The sequence below is a fragment of the Campylobacter sp. CFSAN093224 genome, assembly GCF_012897395.1.
GTDB classification, from domain to species: Bacteria; Campylobacterota; Campylobacteria; order Campylobacterales; family Campylobacteraceae; genus Campylobacter_D; species Campylobacter_D jejuni.
The window spans coordinates 1,561,731-1,587,860 of sequence record NZ_CP040607.1 but is presented as its reverse complement, the minus strand read 5'-3'; the positions used below and the strand labels follow the sequence as shown (position 1 = coordinate 1,587,860).

At 30.8% G+C, this 26,130-nt stretch carries 25 protein-coding genes, 5 tRNA genes and 1 pseudogene; 17 read left to right on the top strand and 14 right to left on the bottom strand.

The genetic code is table 11. The features are described 5' to 3' along the window. The first annotated feature begins 10 nt into the window (after positions 1 to 10). Positions 11 to 778, top strand: coding sequence for a hypothetical protein (locus tag FBF11_RS08135; RefSeq protein ID WP_079263669.1), 768 nt, complete (start codon positions 11 to 13; stop codon positions 776 to 778). A gap of 3 nt (positions 779 to 781) precedes the next feature. Here the strand turns inward: FBF11_RS08135 and FBF11_RS08130 are convergent, their stop codons facing one another. From FBF11_RS08130 to FBF11_RS08110, 5 genes are all read right to left on the bottom strand, one after another. After that, positions 782 to 2,536: a hypothetical protein gene (locus FBF11_RS08130; protein ID WP_002851245.1), complete on the bottom strand. Its 1,755-nt coding sequence runs from the start codon at positions 2,534 to 2,536 to the stop codon at positions 782 to 784. Positions 2,537 to 2,737: 201 nt separating this feature from the next. Then, complete coding sequence (locus FBF11_RS08125; RefSeq protein WP_168977453.1) at positions 2,738 to 5,959, bottom strand: autotransporter outer membrane beta-barrel domain-containing protein; 3,222 nt, start codon at positions 5,957 to 5,959, stop codon at positions 2,738 to 2,740. A gap of 207 nt (positions 5,960 to 6,166) precedes the next feature. Beyond that, on the bottom strand, positions 6,167 to 6,943 hold the full coding sequence (locus tag FBF11_RS08120) for a UDP-N-acetylmuramate dehydrogenase (RefSeq protein ID WP_002874559.1): 777 nt from the start codon (positions 6,941 to 6,943) through the stop codon (positions 6,167 to 6,169). Further along, a complete protein-coding gene (fliQ, locus tag FBF11_RS08115; protein WP_002851290.1) occupies positions 6,940 to 7,209 on the bottom strand; it encodes a flagellar biosynthesis protein FliQ in 270 nt (89 codons plus the stop codon). The genes FBF11_RS08120 and fliQ overlap by 4 nt, the downstream gene beginning before the upstream one ends. Before the next feature lie 11 nt (positions 7,210 to 7,220). Next, entirely contained in the window at positions 7,221 to 8,081 is an 861-nt protein-coding gene (locus FBF11_RS08110) for a menaquinone biosynthesis family protein (protein WP_002858996.1), read from the bottom strand. Between the two features lie 105 nt (positions 8,082 to 8,186). On the opposite strand from FBF11_RS08110, the gene recA reads away from it, so the two are divergent. The 12 genes from recA to FBF11_RS08050 all read left to right on the top strand — a co-directional run bounded on the left by recA (position 8,187) and on the right by FBF11_RS08050 (position 14,039). Then, positions 8,187 to 9,218 (top strand): recombinase RecA, encoded by a 1,032-nt coding sequence (gene recA, locus FBF11_RS08105; protein ID WP_002851424.1) that lies wholly within the window; start codon positions 8,187 to 8,189, stop codon positions 9,216 to 9,218. After that, on the top strand, positions 9,218 to 10,462 hold the full coding sequence (gene eno, locus FBF11_RS08100) for a phosphopyruvate hydratase (protein WP_002856489.1): 1,245 nt from the start codon (positions 9,218 to 9,220) through the stop codon (positions 10,460 to 10,462). The genes recA and eno overlap by 1 nt, the downstream gene beginning before the upstream one ends. A gap of 65 nt (positions 10,463 to 10,527) precedes the next feature. Continuing rightward, on the top strand, positions 10,528 to 10,731 hold the full coding sequence (locus FBF11_RS08095; RefSeq protein WP_002839177.1) for a hypothetical protein: 204 nt from the start codon (positions 10,528 to 10,530) through the stop codon (positions 10,729 to 10,731). Continuing rightward, the gene (gene cgpA, locus FBF11_RS08090) at positions 10,721 to 11,383 is read left to right on the top strand and encodes a glycoprotein CgpA (RefSeq protein WP_002867529.1); all 663 of its coding nucleotides are present in this window, start codon (positions 10,721 to 10,723) and stop codon (positions 11,381 to 11,383) included. The genes FBF11_RS08095 and cgpA overlap by 11 nt, the downstream gene beginning before the upstream one ends. Beyond that, on the top strand, positions 11,383 to 12,231 hold the full coding sequence (locus tag FBF11_RS08085; RefSeq protein WP_002888836.1) for a DNA ligase: 849 nt from the start codon (positions 11,383 to 11,385) through the stop codon (positions 12,229 to 12,231). The genes cgpA and FBF11_RS08085 overlap by 1 nt, the downstream gene beginning before the upstream one ends. Positions 12,232 to 12,273: 42 nt before the next feature. After that, a tRNA-Pro gene (locus FBF11_RS08080) sits at positions 12,274 to 12,351 on the top strand. 24 nt (positions 12,352 to 12,375) lie between these two features. Next, positions 12,376 to 12,452, top strand: a tRNA-His gene (locus tag FBF11_RS08075). A 3-nt stretch (positions 12,453 to 12,455) separates the two neighbouring features. Then, positions 12,456 to 12,532, top strand: a tRNA-Arg gene (locus FBF11_RS08070). Positions 12,533 to 12,546: 14 nt separating this feature from the next. Then, positions 12,547 to 12,623, top strand: a tRNA-Arg gene (locus FBF11_RS08065). A 4-nt stretch (positions 12,624 to 12,627) separates the two neighbouring features. Further along, positions 12,628 to 12,712 (top strand) — tRNA-Leu (locus tag FBF11_RS08060). Between the two features lie 174 nt (positions 12,713 to 12,886). Beyond that, positions 12,887 to 13,303, top strand: a complete 417-nt coding sequence (locus tag FBF11_RS08055) for a hypothetical protein (RefSeq protein WP_002851144.1) — start codon at positions 12,887 to 12,889, stop codon at positions 13,301 to 13,303. 298 nt (positions 13,304 to 13,601) lie between these two features. Beyond that, the gene (locus tag FBF11_RS08050) at positions 13,602 to 14,039 is read left to right on the top strand and encodes a DUF411 domain-containing protein (protein ID WP_002851451.1); all 438 of its coding nucleotides are present in this window, start codon (positions 13,602 to 13,604) and stop codon (positions 14,037 to 14,039) included. Positions 14,040 to 14,048: 9 nt separating this feature from the next. Here FBF11_RS08050 and traF read toward each other — a convergent pair whose 3' ends face one another. The 9 genes and pseudogenes from traF to FBF11_RS08550 all read right to left on the bottom strand — a co-directional run bounded on the left by traF (position 14,049) and on the right by FBF11_RS08550 (position 22,701). Beyond that, positions 14,049 to 14,552, bottom strand: coding sequence for a conjugal transfer protein TraF (traF, locus tag FBF11_RS08045; protein ID WP_002851157.1), 504 nt, complete (start codon positions 14,550 to 14,552; stop codon positions 14,049 to 14,051). After that, positions 14,513 to 15,001 (bottom strand): TlpA disulfide reductase family protein, encoded by a 489-nt coding sequence (locus tag FBF11_RS08040; RefSeq protein ID WP_057096979.1) that lies wholly within the window; start codon positions 14,999 to 15,001, stop codon positions 14,513 to 14,515. Before FBF11_RS08040 ends, traF begins: the two co-directional genes overlap by 40 nt. Beyond that, positions 14,998 to 15,651 (bottom strand): ABC transporter ATP-binding protein, encoded by a 654-nt coding sequence (locus tag FBF11_RS08035; RefSeq protein ID WP_002860103.1) that lies wholly within the window; start codon positions 15,649 to 15,651, stop codon positions 14,998 to 15,000. The genes FBF11_RS08040 and FBF11_RS08035 overlap by 4 nt, the downstream gene beginning before the upstream one ends. Continuing rightward, positions 15,648 to 16,766: an FtsX-like permease family protein gene (locus FBF11_RS08030; protein WP_052799406.1), complete on the bottom strand. Its 1,119-nt coding sequence runs from the start codon at positions 16,764 to 16,766 to the stop codon at positions 15,648 to 15,650. Before FBF11_RS08030 ends, FBF11_RS08035 begins: the two co-directional genes overlap by 4 nt. Further along, positions 16,756 to 18,048 (bottom strand): ABC transporter permease, encoded by a 1,293-nt coding sequence (locus tag FBF11_RS08025; protein ID WP_079463152.1) that lies wholly within the window; start codon positions 18,046 to 18,048, stop codon positions 16,756 to 16,758. Before FBF11_RS08025 ends, FBF11_RS08030 begins: the two co-directional genes overlap by 11 nt. Further along, positions 18,035 to 19,438, bottom strand: a complete 1,404-nt coding sequence (locus FBF11_RS08020) for a Fe-S-containing protein (RefSeq protein WP_002873243.1) — start codon at positions 19,436 to 19,438, stop codon at positions 18,035 to 18,037. The genes FBF11_RS08025 and FBF11_RS08020 overlap by 14 nt, the downstream gene beginning before the upstream one ends. Positions 19,439 to 19,520: 82 nt before the next feature. After that, the gene (locus FBF11_RS08015) at positions 19,521 to 20,060 is read right to left on the bottom strand and encodes an iron transporter (RefSeq protein ID WP_002778842.1); all 540 of its coding nucleotides are present in this window, start codon (positions 20,058 to 20,060) and stop codon (positions 19,521 to 19,523) included. Then, on the bottom strand, positions 20,057 to 22,147 hold the full coding sequence (locus tag FBF11_RS08010; protein WP_057096981.1) for an FTR1 family protein: 2,091 nt from the start codon (positions 22,145 to 22,147) through the stop codon (positions 20,057 to 20,059). The genes FBF11_RS08015 and FBF11_RS08010 overlap by 4 nt, the downstream gene beginning before the upstream one ends. A 351-nt stretch (positions 22,148 to 22,498) precedes the next feature. Beyond that, positions 22,499 to 22,701, bottom strand: a pseudogene (locus FBF11_RS08550) (hypothetical protein). A gap of 322 nt (positions 22,702 to 23,023) precedes the next feature. Between FBF11_RS08550 and FBF11_RS08000 the strand changes: the two are divergent. The 4 genes from FBF11_RS08000 (at position 23,024) to FBF11_RS07985 (ending at position 26,130) form a co-directional block, all read left to right on the top strand. Then, positions 23,024 to 23,206, top strand: coding sequence for a YjfB family protein (locus FBF11_RS08000; RefSeq protein WP_002787583.1), 183 nt, complete (start codon positions 23,024 to 23,026; stop codon positions 23,204 to 23,206). Positions 23,207 to 23,348: 142 nt separating this feature from the next. Continuing rightward, positions 23,349 to 24,497 carry a Na+/H+ antiporter NhaA gene (nhaA, locus tag FBF11_RS07995; protein ID WP_002799206.1) on the top strand — a complete coding sequence of 383 codons (1,149 nt, stop codon included), beginning with the start codon at positions 23,349 to 23,351 and terminating at the stop codon, positions 24,495 to 24,497. Then, complete coding sequence (gene nhaA, locus FBF11_RS07990; protein WP_002868282.1) at positions 24,494 to 25,663, top strand: Na+/H+ antiporter NhaA; 1,170 nt, start codon at positions 24,494 to 24,496, stop codon at positions 25,661 to 25,663. Before nhaA (FBF11_RS07995) ends, nhaA (FBF11_RS07990) begins: the two co-directional genes overlap by 4 nt. An 8-nt stretch (positions 25,664 to 25,671) precedes the next feature. Then, entirely contained in the window at positions 25,672 to 26,130 is a 459-nt protein-coding gene (locus FBF11_RS07985) for a C40 family peptidase (RefSeq protein WP_002826385.1), read from the top strand.

Genomic DNA, 26,130 nt, shown 5'->3' with positions numbered 1-26,130 from the left:
GTTTATAAGGATGAAGATGAGGTATTGTTTCATTTTGTTTTTAAGTTTAGTTTTAAGTTCTAATCTTTTAGCGAATAATTTTTCTCAGAAAAAAGTTATTAAAATTGAAAAAAGCGCAGATAGTTTTGAAGTAATAGATCTAAATCAAAATGTTGCAAATCCAAATCTAAATCAACAAAAAGCATTGTTTGATAGTTCTACCTTGATTGAAAAAAAATCGCAAATCACCAAAGATAAAGATATTGATTTTGCCATTGTATTAACTTCTAGGAAAAATTTTGGTTATTTTTTAGATGGTTTTAGGGTGAGTGATAAGGAATTTTCTACATTATTTGCTAAAAATTTGATTCAAAGTTTAAAGCTTAATTGGGTTAATTCTGCTGCAAATGGTATTTATCAAAGTCCTAAAACTTTGTCATATTTTAGCCCTAAGGATGCAAAACTTATAAATGTAAGTCCTTTTTTAACACAAGAAAAAGATAAGGCTAAAATGTATGCCAAATTTACAGATTATGTTGTGGTGGTAAATTTGCAAGATTTTTATGTAAATATTACAAATTATTTTATCACAACTAGTAAAGAGGGTGTGGCTAATGTTAATTTTAAAATCATTTCTACAAGCAATGGAAAAATTCTTGTAGCAAAAAATGCAAAATTAAATTTGACATTAAAAAATCAAGATGCAAAGCAAAATTATCAAGATATTATAAACCAAATGCCAAAAATGCTAGCTGATGTTATCAAAAACCAAATTTTCCACCTAAAGCTCTTAAACTAAGCTTTAGTTTAAAATATCTTTAATCAGTTTTTGCAAATTTCTTTTTGTTTCTTCTTGTTCTTTTATGATAAAACATTTTGCTTTTGGCCAAAAATAACTTTTAGGATTTTCAAATTTTCCCCAACGCCAATCAAACCTAGGATGTAAAAGAACTATAGTAGGAATATCCATAGCTAAACTTAAATGCGCTATAGCACTATCAATACTAAGCATACAGTCAATATCATATAAATAATTTAGAGTATCATTCCAATTTTTTATAAGCTTGCTTCTATCTTCTATTACCTTAGGCAATTCTTCTTTTAATTGCATTTGAAAAGAAATGATCTCATAATCTAAGTCTTTTAATACATCAAATAAAAATTCAAATTTTACATTTCTTAATAAATCAGAATTTTCAGCATTAGGAGTAGCATAAAAAATACCAAGTTTTTTTCTTTGATTATGCGGTTTTTTCTGTGGCAATATAGGTGTTTTTAATCGTAAAATCTCATCAAGCTTAATATCAATAAAAAAAGGCAAAGAACAAATAGGAATAGCATAATCAAAATTTGTAGGTAGATTTTTTAAAACCTTTACATTTTTAAAAATATCATCATTTTGATTTAAAAATTTGATTTGATTTTTAAACATTTCATACATGGCACTTTGAGGAGCAAATAAAACCTTTGAAGCGATTTTGCAAAGTTTTTCTAAGCATCTTGCATACATTATAGTATCGCCAAAGCCTTGCTCGCAAAATACTAAAACTTCTTTATTTTTAAAAGCATCAACGCCAAATTTATTAAAAGCTTTTAGGCTTTCATTATAATGATAAGTAGAAAAAGTTTCATTATGAGCATAAAATAATCTGCTTTCATAATATTTCTTGCCCTCTTCAAAATTATCATCCACTCCCATACGCATCAAAAGATAAGCCAAATCAAATTGATAGGTTGCATGAGAATCCAAGCTAAGACATTTTTTATAAGCATGATAAGCTTCTTGATAGTTTGAGTTAAATTCTAATACCTTAGCATAGTTTTGCCAAAACTGTGCATGGTGTTGATTGGCTTCTTGTAGTGATTGAAAAAGTTCTAAAGAATCAGATATTCTAAAAAGCTTAAAAAGCAAGTATGCTTTTTGGGGTAAAATTTGATGAGTTAAAAAATCTTCTATTTTAGAAATGGTAAGATTTTCTTTGGTTTTACTATGAAGCCTATCTTCGAGTTTGACTAAATTAAGATTGGTTTGTTCAGCAATGATTCCTTTTTGTAGTTTATCAATCAAATCTTGCATAAAATGACACAAGTGCTCATGTGCATTTAATGCCTTAGTAAAATCATGTTTAAAATAAATTTCTGCATAATTTTTCCATAGATTAAGATTATACATATCTTTAGAAAGCAATTCTTTGAAAATTTGTTCAGATTCTTCTAGTTTATTACTCAGTTTATAAATAAAAGCCAATTCTAACTTAAGTTCATCCTCTAAATCATCTTTGCGAGTTAAAAGTGTTTGTAATAAATTCAAGGCTTCATCAAGTCTTAAATTTTCAATATAGCTTTTAGCAAGCATAAGACCATTAAAACTTGTAGGATTTAAAGAAAAAAGCTCTTGAGCATAATATAAAGCTTTTTGAAAAAGAGAAAGTTTATAAGAAGAAAGCGTAGCAAATTCTAAAGCAAATTTTGGACTTTCTTTTAAAAATTGCTCACTCAAGTTCAAACATTTTTCATAATTAGCATTAAAATAATAATAATGAATTTTATCAAACATATTTTTCCTTGATGGTTACATTAAATCCAATATTATCTTATAAGTTGCATAAAAAGATAATTATATTTTTATAAAATTAAATAATAAAACAAAAATAAATACAATAAAAACATCCATCCTAATAATTTTAAAATTATCAGGATGAAATTTTTAACAAGTAGGAGAGTAAACTAATTAAACTAAATATTATCTTTTATAAGATTACCAAAGATAATTAAACTGAGCAAATCCTGTATGGGTATTGCCATCTTTATCAAACATTCCATTATAGCTTAAACTAAAATGGAAAGCTTCATTAACAGGAATGATAAAAGAAGTGCTTACAAATTTTTGTACTCTTGGTAAATCAAACTCATCACTTACTTTTATATTACCAAATCTAGCCTCAGCTTCTACTTTAGGATTGATATTAAACTTAGCTCCAAGTTCTACTGAAGTTTTTAAATTAGGCAACCAATCTCTAAACCAAGTAAGACTTGTTTTAGTAGAGAAAAGATTTAAATAGTTTGCATAGGTTCTTTCTCCACCTTTAACTGTTGCTTGTCCTATGGTGTCTTTCATAGAAAAAGCTTCAGTATAACCTCCTTCATAAGCAAGACCTATTTCAGGAGAGAATATATCTTTATTAGAAATAAAATTCATACCTAAGGCTGTATTGACTCCATAAGCATAAGAATTAGGTTCAGCTTTAGCTTCATTATTTCCTATTTTTTCAGTTAAATCATTTTTAATCAAAGCAGCTTTACCTTGAGCTTTGATATAAACTTCTTGACCTTTTTCTGTAGTAAATAAGGTATTAAAGTATTTTAAACCTGCATAATAGGTTCTATTATTAATATCAAAATAAGTTGAACCCATTTTTGTATCTTCATAACCTGCATACACACCATATATTCCACTGTCTTTTAAAGTAGAATAACCTATAATGGTTCCTTTAGTGTGTCCTTTACTTTCTTCATTTAAAGAAAGTTCAACATTCTGTGAAGAAGTATAAGGAAGGATGAATAAAGAATGTTCTTTATTAGAACCATAGCTTCCATTATTTAAATCACTCTTTATATAATCACTTGCATCTGCATATAAATTACCCTTTTCAGACATAGCGATGCTTTGAGATTTACTTGAAGAAGCTAAAGCAAAGCTTTGCATAGAATTACCCATAACATTATCTATAAAGGTTGATCTTCTTGAAGTAGTAGAGATTAAAGATCTAAAGGTTGCACCTGATATGGAAGCATTAAGATTAAAATCTGTAGTAAGCTTTCCTGTTATTGGATCAAAGCTTAAAGATATTTCTCCACTTCCATTGGTTCCTATATTGCCAATATTGTTTTGATTAACACCTGAGATGATGTTATTTATATCGTTTAGCTCTTCAAGATCAACATTGCTTTGATCTACGGTGATGTTTTCTACTTTTACATTATCTTTACCACTTCCACCTATAACCACAGTGTTTAATTTACCTGTGTTTTTATCTGTAGAAACAAGCCAATCTTTGATTCCAACACTACCACTACCATTGTTAGTTACTGTATTACCATTGCTATCTTTACCTACTGAGCCTTGATTGGAAATAACTAAATCAGCATTACCATTATTTGTAATACCTCCACCTATAGTAGCACCTTCTCCATTAGAAATTTCAAGTTTATTATCACTATTGTTAGTAATAGAACCACTTATACCTGTAGATGATGTAGAAGTGTTAGTGATAGAATCAAGTTTACTATTTTTATCTACAGTAATTGAACCAGAAATAGCTCCATTATCTTGATTAACAAGACCACCTTCTACCTTAGCTCCATCTTCTATCTTGATATCACTACCTATAGAAGCATTACCCATATTGATTATATTTCCTTGAAGTTTAGTGTTTTTCCCACTAACAGTAATACCACCTGTTATACTTCCTGAGCGATGGTTAACTATGGCTCGATTCGAAGTAGCCGTAACAGTTGCTCCATCTTTTATGGTTATAGAGCCTGTTATTTTTCCACTTCGATTCAATATACCAGCACCACTTCCACCTTCTACCCTAGAACCTTCGCCAGATAAAATCATTTCTCCACTTAAAGAGGCACCATTATCCAATCTTATACCATGGACCTTACCTTTTATAATGCCGCCATTTTTAAGTTCTATTTTTTGAGTTCGTGAGTTAGCATCTAATGAAATTCCACGTTGATCACTATAAATTCCACTTACTGTGCCATTACTTGAACTTCCATCTATATATAAATCTCCTAGAGTTTGCCATTGACCCACTCCTATTCCCTCGTATTTTCCATAAACCATACCTCCATCTTTTATGGTAAGTGTTCCAAATTTACCATAAGTTACAGCTATTCCAAAACTATTAGAATTGACAGTTCCTGTGTTGATGATATTTTCTATAGTACTACCATTTTCGAGTTTTATACCAGCAGCCCAAGTTGCCGAATTGTTTTGATTAATGGTACCTTTATTTGTAAGAGTTTTAACACGACCTCTGCTCATGTAAATACCAGCACTTTCACCATCCACAATGCCTTCATTGATCAATTGGTCTATAGTTCCATTTAATCTTATAGATATAGCATGTCCTTTTATGGTTCCCGTATTTTTTAATGTTTTTACATTAGCATTTATCTGTATTCCATCGTTCGTTGCAGCAATTAAACCGTCATTGACGAAGGTATTTATTGTTGAACGAACATTTACACCCATTTTCTTGCCTTCAATAGTTCCGGTATTGTTAAAATTCCCTATACTTGTTCCTTGAGATATATTTACTCCTGTGTCTTGTTTACTCTTAATAATCCCACTATTAACAAAACTTGATATATTGGCGTTACCAAAATAAATACTTTCACCGGCATTTGAATGAATAGTTCCACTATTGGTAAAATTATTAATAGTAGATTTATTATTAGAATTTCCCCAAACTGTTACTCCAAATTTAGAAGAACCATTGCCTATGATGCCTTGATTATTAAAGGTTTCTATGGTAACACCGTTATTTCCATTTGCTCCTAGTTGAACACTAGCAGCATTGTTTCCACCTATAAGAGTTCCTTTATTTAAAAAGGTAGAAGTTGAAGAATTTGGTTGAAAGTTTACTGCTTGTTGGCTACCATTAGAAATAGTAATAGTTCCACTACTTTCTATAACTAGAGTATTGCCGGTGTTACTTACAGTTTTAGTTAAAGTTTGTGAATTATTTATAGTCTCATTATTCGAACTTTTAGAACGAACACTTGACCTAGCTTTAGTATGTCTATTTGTTGCCTCTTCGTAAGTTTCTATTTCAGGAGTAAGTGTAGCATGAGTACAACTTGCCGAAAAAGAAATAGCAGCTAAAGATAAAACTATCTTTTTAGAATTTAAACAGGAATTTTGTATATCTTTTGTGTATGTTTTAGTTAATGCAGTTTTATTCATAAATATTCCCTTTCCTTTTATATTTATATTTTCTTGTTTATATTTAAAAATAATATAAAACTGTAATATGAAAATAGTGAAGACTATATAATAATTATACTTAAATTATTATTAAATACTTATTATAAAACTATTATGGTTTGAATTTGTATTTTATTTAAAGTTAGATTAAGAGTAAATTTTTTAGACTTTTATTGTTTTGTGTGTTTAGATTATAATCACTTCATTTTCTAAGTTTGTGCCAAATTCTTCAAAGACTTTTTTTCTAGCCAATTCGATAAGAAAAAACGCATCTTCAAAACTTGCATTTTTTTTATTGATTAAAAAATTTGCGTGTTTATCGCTTAACATAGCATCTCCCTTGCTAAATCCTTTAAGTCCTACAGCTTCGATTAAACGTCCTGCAAAGTCGTTTTTCGGATTTTTAAAGATAGAGCCAAAGCTTGCTCCACTAGGTTGGTTGCTTCTTGCATTTTTTAAAGCTTCATCTTTAAGGGTATCAAAGCCAAAGTTTAGTTTAAATTCAGCCCAAAAAAAATGCGTATTTAAAGGACAAAAACGATAATCAAAATTTATATTTGCTCTTAGAATTTCGCCTTCAGAAGTAGCAATTTTGATTAAATTTTGACTGATACACTCTCCTTTAAGCCCTGCATTCATTTTCAAAAGACCACCAAGTGTGCCAGGAATTTTGCTTAAATACTCAAAACCCTTAAGATTGTTTTCTTTGGCAAAGCGATACATTTTGCTTGATTTTGTTTTGCAGCCTATGCGAAGATGTATAAAATCTTTATTTTGATCTAAAATTTGTATAAAATCAAAACTATCTCCTAAAATTCCTATATTTTTAGGTTTTGGGCTAACTAAAAGGTTATTTGCGCCGCCTATTAAAAAACCATCAAAATCACAAATTTGATCCAAAACTAAAACTTCAAATTCATTTCCTATACGCACAGAAGAGTATTTTTTAAAATCAATGATCATTTGATAAAAGTTGGAATTTGATTTAGTATATTCTCAGTAAAATCAATCATAGTTGTAGTCATCCAAGGCATTAAAAAGATTAAAATAACTACAACCAAGATGATTTTAGGAACAAAAGAAAGTGTCATTTCGTTAATCTGTGTAGTTGCTTGAAAAATACTGATCACAAGCCCTGCAATAAGTCCTGCTAAAAGCATAGGCAAGGAAAGTAAAAGTGTGATTTTAAAGGTTTGCACTCCAAGAGCAACTAAGGTACTTTCATCCATTTTTATCCTTTTTAAGAATTTCTAGCTTCTTCGTATTCGCTAGGGATAAGAAAATCATTTACATGTATGATTTTATCATAAAATTTATAATCATATCCTAGTTTAAAAAGCGTATCTACAGCTAAAAGTTGAGTTTGATTCATGCTAATAGAGTTTTTATTGGCATATAAATTAAGATAAGTATCAAGTTTTTCTTCATCAACACGGATAAGTTTTCTTTCCATAAGCATAGGGGCTAAAATTTTACGATTTGCATCGGCAATTTTTACAGCATTGGTTAAATCTCTTTCGATCTTAATCGCGTCGCTTAAAGGTAAAGAACGACGCAAAGCCATTCCACCTAAAGGCAAAGGCAAATTTTCTTTAGCAAATTCAAGCCATATATCCCAAAGTTCTGCTTCCACGTAAAGACTTTGATCAAAATCTAAAATGCTTTCATGGATCAAAACCCCCGCATCTACTTCGCCACTTAAAACCGCATTTTCAATGTCTAAAAAATTCTTATAAATAATTCTTGCTTCAGGATATTTCATGCGAAAAATCAAAGCATTGGTGGTATTTGCTCCACTCAAAGCGACTTTAAAATTTCTTTTTAAATGCGTGTCTTTTTTCTTGATGAGTTTTGGCCCATAACCTTCACCAAAACTCACTGCTGTGCGTAAAAGTGCATACTCAGAAGCGATTAAAGGATAAAGCCCAAAAGAAATAGCCGTAGCATCAAATTCATTTTTCAAGGCAAATTCATTTAAAGTTTGTATATCTAAAGCTGTATTTTCATAAGCAAAATCATTCCCTATCCACCCAAATTTAATTGCCATATACATAAAAATATCATCAGCATCAGGAGAATGTGCAATAGTAATTTTTTTCATCTATGCTTCCTTTAAATCTTTGCTTTAATTCTAGCAAAATAAATCATTATTTAATTTTATTTTGTTAGAATTCTAACTAAAAATTTAGAATTTTTAAGGAAAGTTATGGATGATAATAAAAGAAAATCTCTAGACGCTGCCCTAAAAAGTTTAGATAAAACCTTTGGAAAAGGCACTATTTTAAGACTAGGGGATAAAGAAGTCGAGCAAATCGATAGCATAGGCACAGGTTCAGTTGGGCTTGATCTTGCTTTAGGTATAGGCGGTGTTCCAAAAGGAAGAATTATAGAAATTTATGGACCTGAAAGTTCAGGTAAAACCACTCTAACTTTACATATTATCGCAGAATGCCAAAAAGCAGGTGGAGTTTGTGCTTTTATCGATGCAGAACATGCGCTTGATGTAAAATATGCTAAAAATTTGGGTGTAAATACAGATGATTTGTATGTTTCTCAGCCTGATTTTGGAGAACAAGCCTTAGAAATTGTAGAAACTATAGCAAGAAGTGGCGCAGTAGATCTTATCGTAGTAGATAGCGTTGCAGCACTTACTCCAAAAGCAGAAATTGAAGGCGATATGGGCGATCAACATGTAGGACTTCAAGCAAGACTTATGTCTCAAGCTCTAAGAAAACTTACAGGTATAGTTCATAAAATGAATACCACAGTAATTTTTATCAACCAAATTCGTATGAAAATCGGTGCTATGGGTTATGGTACTCCTGAAACTACAACAGGTGGAAATGCATTAAAATTCTATGCTTCTGTGCGTTTAGATGTTAGAAAAGTAGCAACCTTAAAACAAAACGAAGAACCTATAGGAAACCGCGTTAAAGTAAAAGTAGTTAAAAATAAAGTTGCTCCTCCATTCAGACAAGCTGAATTTGATGTGATGTTTGGAGAGGGTTTAAGCCGTGAAGGTGAATTGATCGATTATGGTGTAAAACTTGATATCGTAGATAAAAGTGGTGCGTGGTTTTCTTATAAAGATAAAAAACTTGGACAAGGTAGAGAAAATTCAAAAGCTTTCTTAAAAGAAAACCCTGAAATTGCAGATGAAATCACAAAAGCAATTCAAAATTCTATGGGAATAGAAGGTATGATCAGCGGTAGCGAAGATGACGAAGGAGAAGAATAATGTTAGTAATTGAAGATGTTAGAGCCTATGAAGTTCTTGATAGTAGAGGAAATCCAACCGTAAAAGCCGAAGTTACGCTAAGCGATGGAAGTGTAGGTGCGGCCATAGTTCCAAGTGGTGCAAGTACAGGTTCAAAAGAAGCCTTAGAATTGCGTGATAATGATGAAAGATTTGGCGGAAAAGGCGTTTTAAAAGCTGTTGCAAATGTCAATGAGACCATTGCAGATGAAATTTTAGGACTAGATGCTTTTAATCAAACTCAACTTGATGATACTTTGCGTGAGCTCGATGGAACAAATAATTACTCAAATTTAGGTGCAAATGCGACTTTAGGCGTATCTATGGCAACAGCTCGTGCGGCTGCAGCTGCTTTGGGAATGCCTTTATATCGCTACTTAGGTGGTGCAAATGCGAGCATTTTACCCGTGCCAATGTGTAATATCATAAATGGCGGTGCTCATGCAAACAACAATGTAGATTTTCAAGAATTTATGATCATGCCTTTTGGTTTTACTAGCTTTAAAGAAGCTTTGCGTTCAGTTTGTGAAATTTATGCGATATTAAAAAAAGAACTCGCAAATTCTGGACATTCTACGGCTTTAGGTGATGAAGGCGGTTTTGCTCCAAATTTAGCTAACAACACAGAACCTATCGATCTTTTAATGACTTGTATCAAAAAAGCAGGTTATGAAAATCGTGTAAAAATCGCTCTTGATGTGGCAAGTACAGAATTTTTCAAAGATGGCAAATATCACATGGAAGGCAAGGCTTTTTCAAGCGAGGATTTGATCGAACGCTATGTAGAACTTTGTGCAAAATATCCAATTTGCAGTATCGAAGATGGCTTAGCTGAAAATGACTTTGAAGGTTGGATTAAGCTTACTGAAAAATTGGGCAATAAAATTCAGCTTGTAGGCGATGATTTGTTTGTAACTAATGAAGATATTTTAAGAGAAGGCATCATCAAAAAAATGGCAAATGCTGTGCTTATTAAACCAAATCAAATCGGAACTATTACCCAAACTATGAGAACTGTGCGTTTAGCGCAAAGAAATAACTATAAATGTGTGATGAGTCATAGAAGCGGCGAAAGTGAAGATGCTTTTATAGCGGATTTTGCTGTGGCTTTAAATACAGGACAAATCAAAACAGGAGCTCTAGCAAGAGGTGAAAGAACCGCAAAATACAATCGCTTGCTTGAAATTGAACTTGAAAGCGATGAATACTTAGGAGAAAAGCTCTGAGCGATTTACTTAAAGAATACGACGAAAGCACAAGAAAAAAAAGTTTTTATACCCATGTTATAAAAATGATTTTTTGGGCTTTTCTTGTTGTAATTGGAGCGATTTATTTTGGCAATATGTTTTTTGGGCAGTATTCTTTAGATACTTTATTAAGCTTAGAAAATACCAAAGAAGAGCTTAATAAAAAGATTATTTTGCTCAAAGAACAAAATGCTAAAGCACAAAAAGATTATTTTGAATTAAAAGGATTATACCCAAATGAAAACTAGAATTTTGGCAATATTTTTTATTTTTACCTCTCTTTTATATGCTGATGAAAATCCTTTCAAGACAGATCAAAATATAACCTTGGTTGCTCCACCTGAATTTCAAAAAGAGGAAGTTAAATTTAATTCTAGTGCAAGAATTTTAAAAAGCATCACTTTTAATTATATCAATTTAGACGGAAGTGAAGATAAGATCGATTTAGATGTCAATAAAAGTATTGATTGGCACGATACTTATACTATATCAAGATTTAAAAGCCCTGATCCTTCAAAAGTACTTGATGTTTCAGTTACTATACCTGAAAAAAATAGCTCTAAACAAGAATCAAACTCAACAGCCAATGTTGAAATACCTTTACAGGTTGCAAAGATTTATGATTTTATTTCTTATGCGGTTTATAAAAATAAAATAAAACTTAACACTAGTGATGAAATGATTACAGATTTTTCAGTAGGAAATCCAAGTAAAATCGTTATAGATTTTAGATCTAAAATGATTAGCCCTACAAAAAACATACGCCTTAGCAATTCTATTTTTAAACGCATAGACTTTGGATCTCATAAAGGATATTATCGACTTGTAATATATCTTGATGGAACTTATAATTATAGTATTCAAAAAGATGCAACTGGATATATGATTAATCTGCTTTGATGAGGTTTGTTTTTTTAATATGTTGTGCTTGTTTAGTTTTTGCTAATGAAATTTTACTTCTTAGCAAATTCGATAAGCAAGATTTTAACTCTAAAGATTTTAATGCTTATTTGATGAGCGAAAAACTTGATGGAGTGCGTGGAATTTGGGATGGGAAATATCTAAAAACTCGCCAAAATTACAAAATAAAAACTCCTGACTTTTTTACAAAAAATTTCCCTCCTTTTGCTATTGATGGTGAGCTTTGGCTAGCAAGAAATAAATTTGATGAAATTTCAGCTTTAATTCGTAGTGGCGATAGTAATTTGACCTTATGGAAGGAAGTAACTTATAATATTTTTGATGTACCAAATGCTTGCGAAGAATTTCAAATTTCTACTTGCACTCTTAAAAATCGTTTGGCTGTTTTAGAAGAGTATTTGCAAAAATATCCTAGTGCCTATATAAAAATTATTCCTCAAATTCCAGTTGAAAATCAAAATAATTTAAATCAATTTTACGAAAGCATTATAAAAAATCAAGGTGAAGGTATTGTCATACGAAAAAATTTAAGTCCTTATGAAAAAGGCAGAAGTAAAAATGCTATGAAATTAAAACCCTATGATGATGCAGAGTGTGAGTTAGTAGGATTTCGCAAGGGCAAGGGTAAATTTGAAAATCAAGTAGGTGCCTTACTTTGTAAAATGCCTAATGGACAAATCATTAAAATAGGCAGTGGTTTAAAAGATGAAGATAGAAAAAATCCTCCAAAAATTGGTAGTATTGTGACTTATAAATTTAATGGATTGACCAAAAATTCCTTACCTCGCTTTCCGGTGTTTTTAAGAATAAGAGATGAAAATCCTTGACTTTAAAATTATTTTGTGATAAAATATTTCCTTTTATTTATTCGGGGTGTAGCGCAGTCTGGTTAGCGCACTTGGTTTGGGACCAAGGGGCCGAAGGTTCGAATCCTTTCACCCCGACCATTTTTTATAAATTTATACAAAATGGTGAGTGTAGCTCAGTCGGTTAGAGCATCAGATTGTGGTCCTGAGGGTCGTGGGTTCAATTCCCATCACTCACCCCACTAGCGCTCGTAGCTCAACTGGATAGAGCGACAGACTTCGGATCTGTAGGTTATGGGTTCGATTCCTATCGGGCGCACCACCAAGATTTTATATGCGTTCATAGCTCAGCTGGATAGAGCAACGGCCTTCTAAGCCGTAGGTCAGAGGTTCGAATCCTCTTGGGCGTACCACTTTGCGGATGTGGTGAAATTGGCAGACACGCCAGACTTAGGATCTGGTGCAGCAATGCGTGAAGGTTCAAGTCCTTTCATCCGCACCACTTACTTTTATCATTTTCAAATAAGAGTTGATTTCTCATAAATTTTTATTTCATTTTAAAATTTCTTATGATTGTTAGATAAAATGCAAATTTAATTTAGATAAATTTAAAAATTATCTTGCAAAAGATTTGAAAAATAATTCAAATATACAAAATTCAATTCAAGGAGATAAAATGAAAAAATTAGGTTTAGTTTTAGCAGTTTTAGTTGCTTTAAATGTGTCAGCATTTGCAGATTTGATAGTTATCAATAAAAAAGATTTAGTTCCAGTTTCAGCAAGCGAAATGCAAAACAAATATTTCCAAGAGAGTATAAAATCAACTTTAACTGAGCCACTTTTTAAAAAGGCAACTTTTTATGAAGCAGATATTGTTGCAAAAGTTGATCCAAGAACTTATAATTCAACTCAAGCTATAATACAAAAAGAATATTCAGATAAAAGCAATTATGTTTATTATAAACAAGTTCTTATATTAACTAGTGATGGTAAAAGAGCTAGATTATCTACTCTTTCTTGCGAAATTGCAAGTTTTGATAAGAAGGGGTATTTATGTGGAGGCACAGCTGATCATAATTATTCTATTAAGTAAATATTGCAAATAAAAATCCGCCTTGAGTTTTCACTCTTGGCGGAAATCCACCATTAGAACATACTATGAAAAAACATAGTAAGTATAAAATATATCTAAATTTTAAGCTTTTTAAGTTAAAAATTTCTAGTTTTTTAAATCGTTTTATCTTTTATATCTTTGCTGCAAAGACAAAATCAACACTCATTAAAAGTCTTTTCTTGATTAAATTTTTGTAAATTCATTTTTAGTGTTAAAAATGTGATGATATTAACTTTATAAAAGTATTATTATATATTTTTTACTTAGGATAGCAATTATGAAAAAAACAATTTTAACCATTCTTTTTTTACTCACTCTTACGCAGGCTAAGGAAATACAAATTTATGAAAGTCCTACTTGTGGCTGTTGTGATCTTTGGGCTGATTATATGAAAGCTAAGGGTTATGAGGTTAGTGTTCATAAAACCAATGATTTTCTTAAAATCAAAGAAAAAATGGGTATAAAAGATGAGTATCAAAGTTGCCATACAGGTGTGATTGAAGGCTATGCTATTGAAGGGCATGTTCCTGAAAGTGCTATAGCATGGTTGCTTGAAAACAAACCTAAAGATGTTATAGGAATTTCAGCTCCTGGCATGCCGCAAGGAAGTCCAGGAATGGAACAAGGTTATAGTGAAAAATATCCTGTAATTTTGATGAAAAAAGATGGAAGCTATGAGCTTTATGGATATTTTATAGGGGATAAAAAGCTTTAAAGTAAATTTTTAGCTTTTTACTTTTTTGATTTCTTTTTCAAGTATGCTATAAGGAGTTAAGCCTATGAATTTTTCATCCATTTTTCCTTCTTTGAAAAAACTAAGCACAGGTACTCCATATATTTCCCCAATGGCACTTGAAAGGTATTTAGCTGCTCTTTTTTCATAAAACATTGCTAAATTAGATAAACCTTTTTCATCAGCCCAAGCTTTTGCATCGTTTGCATCGTTTGCATCGCCTAAAACCACAAAGATATTAAAATCATAATTTTTAGCCAAATTCTGTAAAATAGGAATTTGTTCTTTGCAAACTCCGCAATCTTTTGTGAAAAATACTAAGGCAAAATTTTGTGCTTTATCATTTAGTTTTAGGCTTTTTTCAAAACCATTGTAGGCAAAATTATAGGTTTTATCGCTATTTAAAGCTTTAAAATTTTCTCCACTATCACAAGCTACAAAAAATAAAGCTATGATTAAAGCAAAGAAATAAGCTTGGATTCGAAAAATTCCCATGGTTTTTCTCCTAAAATTCTATCTTTTATCATCCCATCTTTAATGATGATGGTAGTAGGGGTTGCAAACACAGCGTAACGATCATTGGTGATTTTAAGATCGTCTTTTAAAACTTTTACATTTTTAAAGTCAAATTGTTCGGCTAAAATCTTAACCACATTGGCATTATCGATGGAATTTATAGCATAAACACTGATTTTATTGGGGTGATTTTGTATGAATTCATCTAAAGAAGGGAGTTCTTTTAAGCAAGAAGGGCAGCCATTTTGAAAAAAGACTAAGACTTTTAAACTTGTATTATCATCAGCAAGTTTTACAGCTTTTCCTAAAGTATCTTTAGCTGAAATTTCAGCTCTTTTTTCTCCAACTTTTCCAGTATCTTTTGAATTTTCAAAAGAACAAGCATTGAGTAAAAACAAAATGCTTAAGATTAAAAGGCTTTTTTTCATTTTAACACCCCATGTTGTAAGATAAGGGTTCGATCTGCGAATTTGGCTAAATCAGGATTGTGTGTGATTAAAACTATGGTTTTACCTTCATTTTTTAATTTTTGCAAGGTTTGAAGAACGATTTGTTCATTGGCTTCATCTAAATTTCCTGTGGGTTCATCTGCGAGTAAAAGCTCTGGGTTGTTGATTAAAGCTCTTGCTATACAAACTCTTTGTTGTTCTCCGCCACTTAATTGGCTAGGTAAATGAGTGAGTCTATGCGAAAGTCCTACTTTTTCAAGAACCATTTTGGCATCTTCTTCATCTACACTTGAGTGATAATACTGAGAGAGCATAACATTTTCTAAGGCGTTAAGATAGGGGATAAGATGAAATTGTTGAAAGACAAGCCCTATTTTTTCACGACGCAAGGTGATTTTTTGCTCTTCATCCATTTGCTCTAGGTTTTCATTATCCAAGATATACTCTCCAGAGCTTGGAGTATCCATGAGCGATAGTATGTTTAAAAGTGTTGATTTTCCACTTCCTGATGGACCCATGATGGCAAGCCATTCTCCTTCATAGACGCTTAAGTTGATATTGTTTAAGGCTTTAACTTTGCCAAATTCTTTATTTAAATTGTTTATTTTAATAAGTTCTTTTTTCATTATTCACCTTTCAAATTTTCACACACATTGATTTTTAATGCTCTTTTTATAGGAAAAAATGCAGCCAAAAAGGTAAAAATCAAAGAAATGATTAAGGCTATAAAAACAGCTATAAATCTAAAATCAATACTAGAATTAAAAATTAAATAACCAAAGACATTGGCTAAAAATATCCCACAAAAAGCTCCGATTAAACTAGCAAAAAAACTTACTATAAAGCATTCACTAGCAAAAAGTTTAAAAATTTCACTTTTTTTCGCACCCAAGGCTAAACGCAGTGCGATTTCTTTTTTGCGAGAAAATATAATAGAACTTAAAGTTGTATTAACGCTAGTAGTAACTATGATCAATACCACAAGTATGATTAAAAACATTAAAGCTTTGATTTTTCCAAGCACTAAACCTTCACTTAAGGATACTGAAGATATAGGTTTTGCATCGATGAATTCATTGCTGATTGCTTGTGTTTTGGCTTTAACTTCATCAAAATTTCCATAAACTACAGCATTAGCATAGTTAATACCGGCTCTATCGCTTAAATTTTGCACCACGCTTAAAGGGGCTAAAACAATGCTATCAAATTCATCATTGCTTGAAAGTATGCCTTTTATGGTAAGTTTTATGCTTTTTCCGTTGTTTGGATTATAAATTTGAAGTTCATTACCTGCTTTTAGGCCTAGTTGCTTGGCTAAATTAACTCCTAAAAAGGCTGAATTTTCATCAAAATCATTTAGAGAAAAGCTTCCTTCTTTAACTTCTAAAAAAGGTTTAGTGATTTTTAAAGCCCTAAAATCAGTGCCTAAAACCACCCCGCTTGTACTGCCTAAATTTAAAAAATCATACAAAAAAGGAGTTAAAGCTCTAGCCTTTAAATTTTCTTTTATTTTTTCATACTCAGTATTGGAGATAAAATTTTCATCCTGCTTGGGACTTATCATTACATTTGCTCCATAAGCTTTTAATTCTTTAGAAAGTTTGATGTCGATATCAAAATAAATATTTAAAAAAGCTGAGCAAGTAAGTGCTCCTATAAAAACACTTAAAACTATAATAAAAAGTCTTTGATAAGAAAAGCTAATGCTTTTAAAAAGCTCATTGAGGAAAAACTTATCTACCATAAAGCACTCCTGCAGCTGAAAGTTGTGTGATATTTTTGATAGGAAGCAAGCAACCAAGTAAGGCAATAAGTCCTGCAAAAATAAAGCTTAAAGGTAAAGCTACAAAGGCTATATCAATAAAATATCCAAAAATACTAAGACTGATGATTTGAGAAAGTGCTGTGCCAAAAATAAATCCAAGTAAAGCAGCAAATAAAGCTACGATTAAATTTTCACTAGCAAAGATGAGATAAATTTGAAAAGTATTAGCACCAAGTACTTTTAAAAGTCCTATTTCCTTTTTTCTACGATGAATTTCAGAACTCATTAGACTTGAAATCGCAATACTTGCAACAATAAGACAAATAATGCAAGTAATGCCCATTAAGGATTGGATCTTTTTAACCACCAAGCTTTGAGCATCGCTTATAGCATTTAGAGCTTTTGCATCAGCACCTGGCAAGCCATCGCTAATTTGACTAGCGATTGAGCCTACATAAGCTGAGCAATACCATTTGTCATATTCTAACTGATCTAATTTTTCTTCGCCCATGCGACGTACTTTTTCAGAAAGGGCTGATTCAGGTATGGTAAAAGCTCTTACTTCTGTACTTGAGTAAAGCCCTTGTTTGTTGAGTAAATCTTGAGCTAAATTTAAAGGAGCGATGATTTTATTTGACATTTTAGGATTGGCATGAAGTAAAATGCCTACGATTTTTGTTTCTTTGCTTTGATTGTTTTCTCCTATGAGTTTGATAGTATCTCCTAATTTTAGTTTATTGTTTTTAGCAAAGTCTTCGCCTAGCATGATTTCATTGCTATCATCTTTTGCCCATTCTCCTTGCACTGCTAAATAAGGATAAAGACTTTTTATACCTGTGATAAAATCATCATCATCTTTAATTTTTATGGCTTTTTGAAAATAAGTGCCATAAATAAGTGTTTTTTGCTGGGAGTTTTCAATTGTGATTTTACCTTCTAAAAAAGGAGCAAGTGCGGTGATGTTGTTACGCCAATAAATGTCTTTAATCATATATAAATTTTTTTCTTCTAGGTAGTTTTTGTTTTGTAAGGGTTCATAAAGTTCATTACCTATTTCTATACTAAGGCTTGAGCCTTTGGGTAAAACAAGGATATTAGAGCCATAGCTTTTGAGTTGTTTAGTTACTTCATCACCTATACTTAGGGTAATATTTAGCATAGTAGAGAGCAAAAGCGTGGCTAAAAAACAAGTAAGAAAGGCTAAAAATTTTTGAATTTTGTTTTTAAATATAGAGTTAAAAATCATTTTAGCCAACATCATTTCTCCTTTGGATTAAAAATTGGGCTTCGTTTTCTTCTACATATTTTGTAGGATCTTTTTTAAATTCTTCATAGTTGTTTTGATTTGAAAAATAATAAGTAACCCCTTTATAGCTATAAGAAAAAGGAGCTTGGGTGTTTATAACCTTTGTTTTTGATACAGGATCTTGCACTTCAATTTCTTTGATTTGACTAAAATAATTAGATCCTGCTATTACATCTTTAACATCTATGGTGATTTTTTTACCATCGTATTCGTATTTGAGTGGGATAGGATTGCAACCCCCGCTTTTACCTACACTTGGCAAGAAAATACGCACATTGCAAGAAATGCAAATGAGTTGTCCATCTTTTTTGATATAGCCCATATCTCCACAAATCATACAAGCATCAAAAACAGCTACAGGAGAATCCTTATCTTCTCTTTTGTTGATAAGAAAAAACCTTATCACTTTGCCTTCAGCACTGATATAAGCAAAGCGGTGGAGTTTGTTGTCCCTTAAAAGAGCTATATCAAAGATAAATTTGCCATTCTTATCGGGTAAAATTTCTTTAGGCTCATCTATGGTTAAAGGCTTAGAGCTTACCATAAAAAAGTATAAAACAATGCAAAAACTTACAACACAGGAGATAAAAACACTGGAAAAATAGCGATTAATAAGATTTGTTTTAGCTTCGTTTTTGCGATAATTTATATCTAAAATTTGTTTTTTGCTTATATTTTTTTTGCGAATTTTTAAGCTTAAGAATGCTAAAAAAGTGATGAAAATTAAATAAACATAAATTCCAAAAACACCAAAATAATTACTTTTTCCTACAAAACTCACCAAAAAAGCATGAGTTTCTATGATGGAATTTCGCATTAAAGTAAGCAAGATATTGGCTAGAGCTTTATCGCTTTCTATAAGGATAAGCAGTAAAAACAGCATAAAGCTTGTTTTTTGATTAAAATTTTTTTGCCATTTTAAAAAGAAGAAAATCAAAATACAAACAAGCAAGGCTAAAGCAATAAAACCTAAAGAACTTATACCTTCGCTATCGATTAAAGAGCTAGTAAAAATAGGGAAATCTTGACTTAAAAAATAATAATGCAAAGCGGTGCAAAAACTTAAAATTCCCAATAAAATAAAATTTAAAATTTCAATTTTTTTCCAAAAATAAAATATAAAGCTTACTAGCAATAAACCTATAAAAACAAAATCAAAATTAAAGATTAAATTTTCGGTTTTTAAAAATTGTGCTGCGATAAAAAAAGCAAAATATCCAAATAAAAAGCCCAAAAAAACTACTAAAAAACTTTTAAAAATATATTTTTTATTAGGAGTGATAAAGGCCATTAAAATACTTAGCGGTAAAACACTGATAAGAAAATGCACAAAATATATACTCATAATTTACTCTTTAAACATTGTTATTTTAATTTTTCAAATAAAAATAAAAATATTCAAACACTCGGAAAATCCGAGCGTAAAATTATTTTGGCGTGCCTGTGTATTTGAATTTATAATCTACTTTAAAAGGTTCAAACCACTTACCCACACCTGTTTCTTCATCAACATGGCGTCCAAAACCTTGTTTTTCTGGATTTGAGATATAAAAAGTAAGTTCATAATTTCCTACGCCAAAGCCACCTTTTTTATCTTTTTCCATAGCAATATTTGCACCATAGTGAGGACCATCATCAGCCACCATAGGCATCAAAGTTCCACGTTTAATTGCACCTGTGTCGGTATTTTTAAGTTCATAAGCTATAGTTAAATAAGGCATCCAAAAACCTTCTGGAAAACCATTTGGATTGTTTTTAAGTGCGTGAATGTCAGCTTCTAGGTGAATATCTGCTAAAGATGCAGCTAAATCAATACCTCTTGGCTCCATTTCAATAGGTTGTAAATAAACAGCGGCTATTTCCATGCCATTAAGTTCTTTTGGATCGCCGATCGGCACTTCGCCTGCAAATAAATTTGTACTAATAACCGCAGCTGCAGCAACTACTGATAAAACTTTTTTTATCATGATTTTACTCCTTTTTTTGAAATTTGTTTTGTTATTAAAATGCCAATAATTAGCATAATTAAAACTATAAATTGAGGGATTAAAGTTTCATAGTAAGGATAAATTCCAAGCCATAAAATCGGTTCAAAATTCATAGGTATAAGACTAGGAATGATGACTTTTCCTTCTATGAGTTCGGCTATGCCTTTGCCTGTAAAAACAAAAACCATGTAAAAAATAATGTAAGAAGTGATATAGAAAAATTGTTTTACAGGTATGCGAATGGCTCCTGCTTTTAAAAGAAAATATAAAACAATAAGTATTAAAATTCCAAGTCCAAGTCCGCCAAAAACAGCACCAAAATCAGTGCTTGTTTTAGCATCAAAAAGCAAGGCTTGATAAAAAAGCACAGTTTCTGCACCTTCTCTATAAACAGCTAAAAATACGGTAATCCAAAGGGTTTTTGCACTATTGTTTGATATAGCATCTATAGCACCTTGTTTGATAAAGCTTGTCCATTTTTTATTTTGTGCGTTTGAAAGTAGCCAAAAGCCCACATAAAAGAGTAGTAATACGGCTATAAGCATGGTAATACCCTCTATAAGCTCTCTACTTTGTCCTGCATTTTCTTTAAATAGCCAAGAAACTCCAAAAGCGGTAACAAAACTTAAAATTACTCCTGTAAAAAGAGCACTATAGGCGATATTTAAACGATTTTTGTTGCCACTTTGCACAAGATAAGAAACAATGGCTACAACGATAATCAAAGCTTCCAAGCCTTCACGCAAAATAATACCTAAAGCCCATATAAACAGCGAATAAGGAGTAGAATCTTGAATTTTATCCACACTGCTTGCTATGAGTTGTTCTAAGTCATTAAAAGTAGCTTCAAGCTCTTTTTTATCTGCACTTGCTTTAATCAGTGCCACGCCTTTGGAAAATAAACTTTCTATTTTAAGTTTTAAGCCGCTATCTACAGCACCGATTTTATTTTCCATACCGCTTGCTTCAAAAATATCTAGATAAATTCCTTGTAAATCATCTACTATAGAAGCACTAAAGCCATCATAATTTTTTAAAATTCCATCTAAAGCAAGTTTGATATCATTAGAAACTTTGGCATAATCTTTGCCTTTTGTTTCATCATTAAAGCCTGAAATTTGCAAACTTGAAAGTTCTGAATTTGGAATTTGTAAGAAAACATCAAAAATTTGTTCTTCTATGTTATCTAAGCCATCTCTTAAGCCTTTTTCATCTATTTTTGCATCGTTGATTTGGCGTATAAGGGTGCGTATGGCTTGTTGAATTTTTTGATCGTTTCCTGCTTTGGTAAATTTATTTACTAAAATTTCTACTTTGGTATTGCGATAATCACTAAATAAGGCATCATTTAAAAAATCTTTACTAGTTTGGTAGTTTTTTTCTTTAAAAGCATTAGCTGCCTGTGAAAATTTGGTAGAGATATTATCTAGTATAAATTGCAATCTTGCGTCCATTGCAGCGGCAGCTTGTAAATCAGCGCTTGCATTATCATCTGTAAGTTTGCTTGTATCATTATTTACAGGTATAGGAGCTTGGGTGGTTAAAGAGCTTTGTGCTAAATTTTTTTTATCTACACCCATCATTTGTGCGATTAAAGCTTCTGCATCAGCTTCGCGTTTGGCATTGGCTTCTAGGCTTGATTTTTCAGCTTTAGCCTTATCATAGTTTATATCGCTTGCTTCTGCTTTTAAACGATATCCATTTTGTAAAATCGGAGCTACTTCATCAAGATCATAATAAAGACTATCAATTAAAGCATTAATTTGTGTTAAAGGAGCTTCATCTTTATACATGCGACGCAAATTTACAAATTTACGTTCCATAGTGATAGCTTTTCTTCCTATGTTTCTTCCTATTGAGCCTTCCATATTTTCAAAATGTTGAAAATACGCATCTTCGCTAAGCTTTTTGGCGCCTAGATTATCGCCCTTTTTATAAGTTTCTATGCTTTGTTTTAGCATATCTTTGATAAGATTTGCTTCATTAATATAATCATCTACCCTAGCAAAAGCTGAGCTTGATAAAAAAATACCTATAATTAAAAATATAATTTTAAAAATTTTCATTATCATTACCCTTGATTTTTGATAAAAATAATATTTATTATCAAAATAAATAATGGCTAGTATAATACTAAAAATCTTAAATAGAACTAAAAAATAAGCTTTTATGTTGATAATATTTTTTTATTAAATTATAAAATGTATTTTAATAAATATTTAAATATATTTTATTTTTGTGATTTAATATGGGTTGTTTTTAAGTATCGCAAGGTCTTCTTCTAAGCTATGGACTTTGGGATATTGTTTTTATGTTTTTTAATTTTTCCTTTTTTCGATGTTTTAAAAGCTTAATAAAAATCAAAAAATCATTTATTGCGTATTCTTTAAGGAGATATAGCTATAGTATATTTTAGACTAAGCAGATATATCCAAAAGTTTATCTTTTTTATTGGTATTTGTGTTTGTAGAATTGCTATTGTCTTTATTTGCTTCTTCTTTCTCAGCCTTAGCTTCTACTTTTTCTTTTTTTCTTGAAATTTTAAAGTTGAAGTTATGCTAATTCTTTTGCTTTCAAAATTTGTATCTATTATCCCCCTGCAAGGCGTGTTAAGTAACATTAGCAAGCTCCTGATTTCTCATTTAAAATTATAATTTTAGATTATATTAAAAATTGTATAAAATAAGATAAAACTTAAATTTATTGAAATAAATTTTTATCCATTTAATTCGCTTTTAAAAGCATCAATCATTTATATTTTGCTTATTGTTTCATAGTGTAAAAATTTTTAAAATAGGATTTTATCTTAAAAAATTTATGATTTTTAATTTCAGATATTGGTTCCCTTGAAAAATTTTAAAAAGTTTAGTAAAAAATATTAAGTTTTAAAAATATCATCCGATTTAAATAAAGTCTTAAGACTCAATCTAAAAGGAGGATGTATGGTTTCAGATGTTTCTATGGGTAATGTTAATTTAATGACTGCTGTTAATACTTCAGTTTTGAAAAAATCTATGGACACAAACGAGGCATTGATGAATGAACTCATCGAAGGTATGGAAGGTGTCTCTCAAGCCTCCGCTCCACAAGCGTCTAGCTCTAGTGGTTTGGATATTTACGCTTAAATATCTTAAGAACAAGCTTAAGAACTTTTTGGTATCTTGGGCTTGTTTTTTTAAATAATTATTTCTTTAGTATTTTTTCGTTATAATTTTACCATTTTATTTATCGTATTAAATTTTTACAAATATTTACTTAGGAGCAAGGATGCAAATGATAAAGAAGATGGTTTTAAGTGAAACTTTCCCTGGTATTTTGCTTATATTTTTTACATTTTTAGCTTTATTATGTAAAAATTCTTCTTTAAGTGTTATTTATACAGATTTTTTTCATGCTAATTTTACAGTAGGATTTGATCATTTTCAAATTTCAAAATCGTTGGATTTATGGATAAATGATGGTTTGATAGCTATATTTTTTCTATGTATAGGGCTTGAGTTAAAATATGAAATTTTACGTGGGCAACTTAAAAATATAAGAGCTGTATCTTTACCTATATTTGGAGCTTTAGGGGGTATGATTACTCCGGCTTTAATTTTTATTGCTATTAATTATTCTCATGATTTTGCTATGAAAGGTTGGGCAATACCTACAGCAACTGATATAGCTTTTGCAGTGGGTATTTTAATGCTTTTGGGAAATAAAATTCCTACAAGTTTAAAACTTTTTTTACTCTCTTTAGCTATTTTTGATGATTTGGGTGCTATTGTTATTATTGCTTTGTTTTATACAGATCAGCTTTCAGCTTTAGCAATTATTATTTGTTTGTTTTGTATATTTGCTCTGCTTTTGTTAAATTATTATCACATCACCCATCTTTCTTTGTACGTGTTGGTAGGTGTTGTGTTGTGGATAGCTATGCTTAAAAGTGGAGTGCATGCAACTTTGGCTGGTGTGATCATTTCTTTGTTTATACCTCTTGATACAAAAAATAAAAAACCTTATTTACATGAAGTTCTTAAGGATTTAAATCCTTGGGTAGTTTATTTTATTTTACCTTTATTTGCTTTTGCCAATGCTGGAATTGATATTAGAGATATGCATCTTGGTTCAGTATTTTCTCCTGTAAGTCTTGGGATTATTTTAGGACTATTTTTAGGAAAACAATTAGGTGTTTTCACTTTTTGTTTTATTGCTATCAAACTTAAACTTGCAAAATTACCTGAAAATATTAAATATGGAAAATTTTATGGTATATGTATTTTAACAGGCATCGGTTTTACGATGAGCTTGTTTATTGATGGTTTGGCTTATAAAAATAGTGATATTTTTGAATATGCGGATAAACTTGCTATTTTAGTAGCTAGTTTTTTAAGTGCCATTGTTGGTTTTATTTATCTTAAGATTGTTAAATGAATAATATAGTACATAAATTAAAAACTTTAGTTTTAAATGAGGCTTTTGGCGGCGTTTTACTTATAGTTTGTACTTTGCTTGCTTTGCTTGTGCAAAATGGATCTTTTAGCGAACATTATCGAGAATTTCTAAATTTAAAAGTCGGATTTAGTGTAGGTGAATTTGAGCTTAATAAGCCTTTTTTACTTTGGATAAATGATGGGCTTATATCTATATTTTTCTTTGCTATAGGGCTTGAGCTTAAGAAGGAATTTTTGCACGGGGATTTTAAAAATCCTAAAAATATTGTTTTACCTTTTATGGCTGCTTTAGGCGGTATACTTATACCTGCGATGTTGTTTGCTTTGGTAAATATAGGAGATGCTTATACTTTAAAAGGTTGGGCTATACCTACAGCCACAGATACAGCGTTTGCCTTAGCGATTTTAATGATGTGTGGCAAGCACATTCCATCAAGTTTAAAAATTTTCTTACTTTCTTTGGCTATTTTTGATGATGTGGGTGCTATTTTAATTATAGCTATTTTTTATACGACAAAATTATCAATAGTTGCTTTTGTCGTTGCAGGACTTGCTATTTTGGTAATGCTTATTTTAAATCTTTTAGGGATAACAAGAAAGTCTTTTTATTTTATTTGCTCAGTTATTCTTTGGATTAGTGTTTTAAAAAGTGGAGTACATGCAACTTTAGCTGGAATTGTAACAGCATTTTTTATACCGATGCAAACTAAAAATGGGGAAGCATTTTTAGAAGAAATTTATGAAAGCTTAAAATTTTGGATTGCTTTTATTATTTTACCTTTATTTGCTTTTGCTAACGCTGGAGTAAATTTATCCAATATCGATATAGGAGCAATTTTTTCAGGTGTAAGTATAGGTATTTTCTTAGGGCTTTTTGTGGGTAAACAAGTGGGTGTATTTTTATTTTCTTATTTGGCAATCCGCTTTAAATTTGCAGCTTTGCCCCAAGGTTCAAATTTGAAACAACTTTATGGGGTTTGCATACTTACAGGAATTGGTTTTACAATGAGTTTGTTTATTGATGGATTGGCGTATGAAGTTAGTGATATTTTTAATTATGCAGATAACTTAGCTATTCTTATAGCCTCATTTTGTTCTGGGATTTGGGGTTTTATTTATCTTAAATTCTTTACTACTCGATCTTAAGGGGATTGATGAGGCATATTTTTTTTATTATTACGATTATATTTTTTATAAGTGGATGTAGTTTTTATCAGAATCTAAACTATCGTCCTAGTTACAACACAAATAAAGAAGCAAGGCTCAAGGTTATTGCAAATGAATGGAAAAAAACCCCTTATGTTTTAGGTGGAACTAGTAAAAAAGGTGCTGATTGTTCAGGATTTACACAGAGCGCATTAGCTCAGCTTAATATACGCATACCTCGCACTACAAAAACTCAATTAGGTTCTGGAAGAAAAGTTTCTAAATCAAAATTGCAAACAGGAGATTTGGTATTTTTTAAGACAGGTAGAGGGCCAAATGGTATGCATGTTGGTATTTATATGAGCAAGGGAAAATTTATACATTTATCTACTAAAGGTGGAGTAAAAGAAGTCGAGCTAAATAGTTCTTATTGGAAGGCTCGTTATATAGGAGCAAGAAGGTATTAA

Coding starts and splice junctions, on each gene's coding strand:
- FBF11_RS08135 (WP_079263669.1), top strand. CDS start 11: ATGAAGATGAGGTATTGTTTCATTTTGTTTTTAAGTTTAGTTTTAAGT.
- FBF11_RS08130 (WP_002851245.1), bottom strand. CDS start 2,536: ATGTTTGATAAAATTCATTATTATTATTTTAATGCTAATTATGAAAAA.
- FBF11_RS08125 (WP_168977453.1), bottom strand. CDS start 5,959: ATGAATAAAACTGCATTAACTAAAACATACACAAAAGATATACAAAAT.
- FBF11_RS08120 (WP_002874559.1), bottom strand. CDS start 6,943: ATGATCATTGATTTTAAAAAATACTCTTCTGTGCGTATAGGAAATGAA.
- fliQ (WP_002851290.1), bottom strand. CDS start 7,209: ATGGATGAAAGTACCTTAGTTGCTCTTGGAGTGCAAACCTTTAAAATC.
- FBF11_RS08110 (WP_002858996.1), bottom strand. CDS start 8,081: ATGAAAAAAATTACTATTGCACATTCTCCTGATGCTGATGATATTTTT.
- recA (WP_002851424.1), top strand. CDS start 8,187: ATGGATGATAATAAAAGAAAATCTCTAGACGCTGCCCTAAAAAGTTTA.
- eno (WP_002856489.1), top strand. CDS start 9,218: ATGTTAGTAATTGAAGATGTTAGAGCCTATGAAGTTCTTGATAGTAGA.
- FBF11_RS08095 (WP_002839177.1), top strand. CDS start 10,528: ATGATTTTTTGGGCTTTTCTTGTTGTAATTGGAGCGATTTATTTTGGC.
- cgpA (WP_002867529.1), top strand. CDS start 10,721: ATGAAAACTAGAATTTTGGCAATATTTTTTATTTTTACCTCTCTTTTA.
- FBF11_RS08085 (WP_002888836.1), top strand. CDS start 11,383: ATGAGGTTTGTTTTTTTAATATGTTGTGCTTGTTTAGTTTTTGCTAAT.
- FBF11_RS08055 (WP_002851144.1), top strand. CDS start 12,887: ATGAAAAAATTAGGTTTAGTTTTAGCAGTTTTAGTTGCTTTAAATGTG.
- FBF11_RS08050 (WP_002851451.1), top strand. CDS start 13,602: ATGAAAAAAACAATTTTAACCATTCTTTTTTTACTCACTCTTACGCAG.
- traF (WP_002851157.1), bottom strand. CDS start 14,552: ATGGGAATTTTTCGAATCCAAGCTTATTTCTTTGCTTTAATCATAGCT.
- FBF11_RS08040 (WP_057096979.1), bottom strand. CDS start 15,001: ATGAAAAAAAGCCTTTTAATCTTAAGCATTTTGTTTTTACTCAATGCT.
- FBF11_RS08030 (WP_052799406.1), bottom strand. CDS start 16,766: ATGGTAGATAAGTTTTTCCTCAATGAGCTTTTTAAAAGCATTAGCTTT.
- FBF11_RS08025 (WP_079463152.1), bottom strand. CDS start 18,048: ATGATGTTGGCTAAAATGATTTTTAACTCTATATTTAAAAACAAAATT.
- FBF11_RS08020 (WP_002873243.1), bottom strand. CDS start 19,438: ATGAGTATATATTTTGTGCATTTTCTTATCAGTGTTTTACCGCTAAGT.
- FBF11_RS08015 (WP_002778842.1), bottom strand. CDS start 20,060: ATGATAAAAAAAGTTTTATCAGTAGTTGCTGCAGCTGCGGTTATTAGT.
- FBF11_RS08010 (WP_057096981.1), bottom strand. CDS start 22,147: ATGAAAATTTTTAAAATTATATTTTTAATTATAGGTATTTTTTTATCA.
- FBF11_RS08000 (WP_002787583.1), top strand. CDS start 23,024: ATGGTTTCAGATGTTTCTATGGGTAATGTTAATTTAATGACTGCTGTT.
- nhaA (WP_002799206.1), top strand. CDS start 23,349: ATGCAAATGATAAAGAAGATGGTTTTAAGTGAAACTTTCCCTGGTATT.
- nhaA (WP_002868282.1), top strand. CDS start 24,494: ATGAATAATATAGTACATAAATTAAAAACTTTAGTTTTAAATGAGGCT.
- FBF11_RS07985 (WP_002826385.1), top strand. CDS start 25,672: ATGAGGCATATTTTTTTTATTATTACGATTATATTTTTTATAAGTGGA.